This window comes from Bacteroides rodentium JCM 16496 (assembly GCF_000614125.1).
Lineage (GTDB): Bacteria > Bacteroidota > Bacteroidia > Bacteroidales > Bacteroidaceae > Bacteroides > Bacteroides rodentium.
In genome coordinates this window covers 1-1,175 of sequence record NZ_BAKJ01000139.1, presented here as the reverse complement: position 1 = coordinate 1,175, position 1,175 = coordinate 1, and the positions used below count along the sequence as shown (strand labels likewise).

Sequence of the window (1,175 nt, the reverse complement as noted above, 5' to 3'; positions counted from 1 at the left end):
GATTTTGGCGTTGAATGATTCCGCTGCCGCATTTGATGCCCTATTGACATAGAAGTTTAGTATTTCATCGTTTCTGTCGTATAATGTCGCGGCTATGGTATTGAAGGAGTCGAATCCCGACTCTTCCACTTCCTTATACCATCTCGCCAGATTTGTCCTGGCTCCCGCCTTTATGGAGTGCTTGTTGAAAATCATCCTCAATGAATGGCTCAACGAATATGCCCTTTTGACATCGGGATACTCCCTGAATAAAATCTTTGCCCTTAGTTTCTGTGAATCGGTCCATTTGTCTGCGGATTTGAAAAGCAAATAACGGCTTCTCGCCAGTATCTCCTTACGTGTGTCACCGTTCTCAAAGGTAAAAGGAACATATTTCTTCTTTACCCCCTTGGTTTCCTGCCGTGCATCGGTTTCTTCCTGTATGGCTTCCCAGCGGTGTCCGATTCTTATTTCCTGCACGGCATCGCACGCCAGCTTTTGAATATGAAAGCGGTCTATCACACGGATGGCTGATGTAAAGCACCTGCGGACAATCTTCCGCATGCTTTCTGACAAGTCAAGGGTGACCTCCTTCACCTTGAAGCGCTTCTTCGGGAATTTGTTCCACGACTGTGATGACATCCTCTGCCTTAGTGCCTTTGACAATGGCCACGATAGCCCCTTTGCCGCCATGTGCCTCCCTGTTGGTGATTATGGTATATAATTCGCCGTTGGAAAGGGAAGTCTCGTCAATGCTCAGATAAGGCCTATGTTCTCAGGGAACAACAGCCATTCTTCCGCATGCGGCAATTGGTTCCACGTGCGGAAGTCGCTCAGATGGTCTTTGTATTGACGCTCAAACTGATTACCGTCAATATGGTAATAACGTTCAAGAGAGCGGGCCGTAATCGGGTATTTCTCCAAGCAATCCTTTTAAAAAAAACGCGAATTCCTTGGAATGTCGCGTGCCCTCGGCTGTGAGATTAAAAGTATTGCAGACTATCGAACCGGTTTCCTTGTCAAGCCATTTACGGCGTCGGACACAGAGAGTCACCTTGCGGTCACGAATCGGAAAGTCTCGGATTTCCACGGCCGGAAGAAATCCTTTGGACTCAAAGACATGTCCAGAGGAGGATACAGGGGGAAGATTCTGTTCGTCCAAATGGATGGTGAGCATATCAGAGTTGGTGTCCAGT

1 protein-coding gene and 1 pseudogene are annotated in these 1,175 nt (G+C 47.6%); both read right to left on the bottom strand.

The annotated features are described in order from the left end of the window. Positions 1–903, bottom strand: a pseudogene (locus JCM16496_RS21125) (ISAon1 family transposase); the annotation flags it as partial. Then, a partial coding sequence (locus tag JCM16496_RS23160; RefSeq protein WP_209441657.1) for an ISAon1 family transposase N-terminal region protein occupies positions 869–1,175 on the bottom strand: 307 nt, incomplete at its 5' end. The gene JCM16496_RS23160 and the pseudogene JCM16496_RS21125, both read right to left, overlap by 35 nt.